This window comes from Vibrio sp. 10N.261.52.C11, from assembly GCF_041471405.1.
GTDB lineage: Bacteria > Pseudomonadota > Gammaproteobacteria > Enterobacterales > Vibrionaceae > Vibrio > Vibrio crassostreae_C.
In genome coordinates this window covers 205,939-211,142 of the sequence record NZ_JBFROI010000024.1, presented here as the reverse complement: position 1 = coordinate 211,142, position 5,204 = coordinate 205,939, and the positions used below count along the sequence as shown (strand labels likewise).

The following is a 5,204-nucleotide window of genomic DNA, read 5'->3' as shown; positions in this document are numbered from 1 at the left end:
GATTTGATCAACAACGCCCAGCAATATTAGTCGGTGAAGCCAGAGACCCAATTACACCTCAAGAGGTTACGCTTTATCTTGAAGCGCCTGAGAACTATGAAAAAATAGCTTTGGTTGATGCATCTAGTGATGCAGGTGTAACGAAACAAGGCTCTATCGACTATGCAATCGAAGAGTTAAAAAATCAGGCGGCTAAATTAGGAGCTAATGGGGTCTTACTTCAAGCGACAGGAAGCAACAACTCTGTAGTTTTGGGAGGTGTTGGCACAGACTACCAGTACTTAATCCCTGTTTCAGAACAGACGGTGAATGGAATAGCGATCTACACAGAGTAGTTAATATTGTCCAAGTCAGTTGCTTCGACAGTTCAAACAAAAAGGCCTCGCACACGCAAGGCCTTGTTTTATCTGCGTTCCAACGAACGATCACCGAAGCAATTTACGATGGTAAAACCACATCAACTCGAGAGCCATTCATCCAATACTTTGATGAATTTAGGATTAATGAGATAACCGATAGAAGCATGGGGATTGCTTTTTCCGTTGCGAATATTGAGGTTATAAACTGGGTGAATATCTTTCATTCCACCGGGTATCAGATCCAGCTTGAGCATATCTTTAAAGTCATTTCTAATTTTGCTGTCATGAGAGATAAAATCATCTTCTGCCGAAATGTTTATCCATTGCTGAATGTTTAACGGGTACTTCTTCTCATCTTTCAAGCGGCTCCCTTTTAGCCTATCTTTTACGTTTTCATCGCCTAACGGGGACCCGAGCGTCAGCAATAAGTTGACCTTCTTGTCTGCACCATAGTCGTGTCTATACTCTCCGTAATGAGACAACTTCCACAGCACGTCATAACTGATCATCGACCCAAGGCTGTGCGCTACAATCATCACATCATCCTGATTATCAAGCGCTTCCTTCAGTTCAACCATTAGCCTATGCCTAACATCACTGCCAAAATAGGTATCTTCATTCCAATAGTGCGCCATGTCCGGCGCGACCTTAGTTATGAATGTCTCGGCCACACCCAGCTTTCCAAATAGCGATGAAAAAGTATCTGCTAACGCCTCTTTCAGAAAACCAATTTTAGATACCTTGTTATACGTTGTTTTATTGAACTGGCTTGTCTTGTACTTTTTGAGTTCAGACAACGCTTGCTGACGACTTGCAGGGTCTTCCGTTGGTTTGTCTAACAATGTATTTGATAGCTCACCGTAATAGACAAACCGTTTATCGACATCTTTAAAAGCTTGTAACGAACTTGAGCCGATACAATCTCGCTGTAAGCCATGCTCTATAGCCTCGTACCAGAGTGCTTGAAGGGAAGCTTTATCGGGCTTTTGAGCGCGACCATGAATGAATATTATTTTCTTAGCCATAGCAGGACGTCCTAAACACATAGTTAAAGTGATTATCAGTAGAAAGCACCACTAGATTCGGTCAGCAATTACTAATAACAGCGGTGCTAATTACGTATCTAGAGTTGGTTGGTAGAGCATTTATATAACTATGAGGCCGTCGTTTAAGGACCATAAACGAGTGAACGATGTGATCATTACTCGCAAATTGGGAATAAATGTATCTAGCAAAAGCTCCAACTAACAAAAAGGCCTCGCACACGCGAGGCCTTAGCTCTATTTATATAACAGTTACAACTGCCCTACTTCACTAGTATTAGTCCATTCGGGTAATGAAGGTTTGTCGTCATCGACAAAAGCCACGTAGTCGCCGTGGTAGATAAACACACGCCCTCTCCCCTCAACGATACACGCGAGTTGTGGATTCAAATCCTCTTCAAGATCTTTGCATTGGTACGTGCCCGTATCAGAGATAACGCCACGGAGTGTCGGCAAAAAACCATGGCTGCGCTTGGCTTGATCAATCAGGCTCAATTCACTGTTGCTAGAGAAGTAAGATGGGATTGGACCTGCGTCTTCGATAAACATCGGTTTTAATTCTTCAAAGGCGGTAATCACCAGCCAGTCGATGCCGCTTACATGACGGATAAACATAGTGGTTCTCGATATTTCTAATGCGGGGATTCTACAACTATCAGGAAAAGAACATAGCGCCAATGCGTAACTAAGGACAAGGTTCAACCCATTTGCCGTCGATAAACGTACCCTAACTGTTGATGATGACTAGCGCCAACTGCCCGCTCCATATTTCTGATGTTACTTGGTCGCCACCTTGAGATATCGCAGTTCTTTATAACAGTTAAGTCATTAGACAAAAACAAAAAATGAGACCCCAGTAAAATATAAACAATTAGGCATACTAGATAAAAATATATATAATTCAATTCCTTACAGACCAATTATTGATAAAAAAGTCAACAAATGAAAAGACAATACAACTTTCGAAAAGAATTGACCCAATGTCTGAAAATTAAGGACACTACAACTTTTATTGCCACCCTCAGAAAAAAGTTAAGCAATCCTATTTTTCAAGCGTCGCTATTATTCAGCAAATCCAAGTTTTTAAAAACTCCGTTCGGTGGCGATGAAAGCATGATTCCTGGTGGTGCCCTTGACCATGTGCTGTCGATAATTCTTATTAAGCTACAAAAAGAAAAGAAACTACTAGCGTCCTTTAATACACTAAAGTCGCAATATGAACATCAAGTGTTAAAAGGTCAATTTGAAGAAGCTTTGGACACAATTGAAACAGTAAAAAACGTTTCAGGTTTATCTTGCTGGTTTGTTGAGTGCAAGTTTGCGCTATTAGCATCGTTAGAACGATATGAAGAGTTTGAAGATTTCTACAATACGCTAATGAAAAACATTAAGTCAGATCTTGAGAAAAGAGATATTGATCTTATTTTTGAGCGGACTTCACCCAATAGCATCGCAGAAAGAGTGGAATTTTCGTTAGATTCACTAAAAGAAGGCCTCGTACAAGAAAAAGCTTTTGATGCGCACATAGTAGACTTTCTACATCGATTCGATGCATCAAAGCGATATGATACAGAAACTATCCTTTCCTATTTCTGGCAAAGTAATATCGTAGATATTTATAACATTATATGCCGGTTACTGTTTAGTAACTCAATTGAGGGTAATTCAGTTACAAAGCTAAAAAGTATATTCATTGATCTAGCAGATTCTACTGGATCTGTAAAATTGAAAAATTTCTTTTCCCATGACTTTGAAGATTACCTAGATAAAAACATTGAATCAGAGTTCGTAAATATATGTGATACATATATTACTGGGGACTATAAATACTGTATTAGTCTATGTGAAGACTTTCTTAAAAACTACCCTCACGCTACTTCAATATACGAGTTTTATTGTAATTCTCTTTTCAATGAAAACTGGATTACAGCATTGAAGAATAAGAGTCTACTTAAGGAATTGATTGAACTTAATCTAGAATATAACAATGATAATGATTCCAAAATAAATAAAATATTTCTCAGATTCAACAACCTTGACTCGATTCAATTTATCTCACTTAGAAACAAGAAAAAGATAATTTCATTTTCAGAAGATAAACTTGAATCTATTGAAAATATCTATCACTTCTTTGAGTGTACTGTAATACCAAGTAATCCATTCAATCCTAAATTAAAAATCAAAGACTCTATAAGCTCAACGATTACCAATAACTCTGAAGCATACATCAATGGAATTCCTGAATATAGAACTAGAAAAAGACTAGCTGACAAACACTTTCATGAGAGAGAGTTTTCACTTGCAATTGAAACGTATATGGGAATAAAAAACACGCCTAATCACATGATCAATGAGATTAGCAACAAAATAATTTTGTCTTACTTTAGTAACAACCAAGTTGACCTGGCCTGCAAATATATTTCAGATATGTATTTTTCAGGAAACCTAAGTATTGAAAGGCTCGATAAAAAACAAATTATTGATATTCTCGAAGACTGTGATCCTGTCGATGAGCCAATGGTCGAGATTCCAATAAGCCTTTATCTTCTAACCAGCAAAAAAGACTCCCATATAGTTGCATTACACCTAGATGATTACTTGGATTTTATGGACCTAAGAAAGCCAAGTGATATAAAAATATCTGATGAGAAGCATAAATTCATGCTTCATAAAGTTTGTAACTTAGACGTTTTAGAGTCCTTACACATTATTAGGAAAGTATACCCGACATCCAACGATAGGATGCTAGACAGGACACTAATCTTATCTAAATTAAAAAATGATCTATCATACAAAGAAGAAGAAATATCTAAAGAATTAGAGTTCCTTCAACATCAGTTTTCTAGGAACCTCTGTGTATCTGATGTCGCTCCTGGTAAAATAAACATTAATAATGAAATGATAGCTCAGATATTTAAATCTGAGAGAAAAAATATAATATCTAACTTACAAATATCCTATTCAAAAGAAAAGAATAACTTTGAATTTGAATTTGATAAAATATCTTGCCAAGTGAATACTAACTTATTTGTTAGCGCATACGAGTTTTTCATGGCTATACGAGATATCTACACACTCGACCAGAAATACGGCTTAGATTATCAGTTAAATACAAATATTAGACATAACGGTATCGTGCCTTCACTAAGATCAATATTTGAAAGTGAAGGAATTATTTGTGACCACGAAAATAATCAATACAAAGATAACATTATCTTCGAGACAGAGTGTCGTAGTCTCCTTGTTAGGTATAAATATGAGGAGCTTCAAAATAAAATAAAACGATTTTCTAAGAATGTTGACACTCGTTTAAACAAACTGAAATCTGTTTACATGCATGTGGCAACTAATGATAAAGACGATAAAGATAAACTATTTAAGATCATAATTGATGAGTCCGATATATTTAAATTACTCGTTTTCATGAATGACAATAATGACATTGACTCTTGTATAAATTACTGTCTAGGAATAATGACCAACAAATCGGAAGAGTGTCTAAAATTAGGTCGTGCGCTTATAAACGTTGGATTAGGAGAACTATTCAAAAAGGAGTTAAAAAGTTTAGAGACATCTCTCAAAGGAACATTCTCTAAGAAATTTGTAGACGCCGTTTCTATAACTAGAAATGATCTAGATACTCGATTAGAAAGTATATCAGAATGGTTAAACTTCTCAGAATATAGTGCTGATGACTTTTTATTAGAAGTCGCATTATATGAAGCCAACAGCTTTGTAGATACAATATTCTGTAATGTCAACGTGGAAATGGAAATAAACAACACATTTAATAGTAAAATAA

General features: G+C 36.4%; 3 protein-coding genes and 1 pseudogene. 2 read left to right on the top strand and 2 right to left on the bottom strand.

What is annotated here, in order from left to right; genetic code table 11:
• Positions 1-335, top strand: a 335-nt coding sequence (locus AB4323_RS10235) for a hypothetical protein (protein ID WP_372152338.1), incomplete at its 5' end; no start/stop codon positions are given.
• Between the two features lie 122 nt (positions 336-457).
• On the opposite strand, the gene AB4323_RS10230 is transcribed toward AB4323_RS10235, so the two are convergent.
• Both AB4323_RS10230 and AB4323_RS10225 read right to left on the bottom strand, forming a co-directional pair.
• The gene (locus tag AB4323_RS10230; RefSeq protein ID WP_372152335.1) at positions 458-1,384 is read right to left on the bottom strand and encodes a hypothetical protein; all 927 of its coding nucleotides are present in this window, start codon (positions 1,382-1,384) and stop codon (positions 458-460) included.
• Between the two features lie 295 nt (positions 1,385-1,679).
• A pseudogene (locus AB4323_RS10225) lies at positions 1,680-2,017 on the bottom strand (cytosolic protein).
• A 327-nt stretch (positions 2,018-2,344) separates the two neighbouring features.
• Between AB4323_RS10225 and AB4323_RS10220 the strand changes: the two are divergent.
• Positions 2,345-5,204, top strand: a 2,860-nt coding sequence (locus AB4323_RS10220) for a hypothetical protein (RefSeq protein ID WP_372152333.1), incomplete at its 3' end; no start/stop codon positions are given.

Excerpts from the sequence above, each read along its gene's own strand:
- AB4323_RS10230 (WP_372152335.1), bottom strand. The coding sequence starts at position 1,384 with ATGGCTAAGAAAATAATATTCATTCATGGTCGCGCTCAAAAGCCCGAT.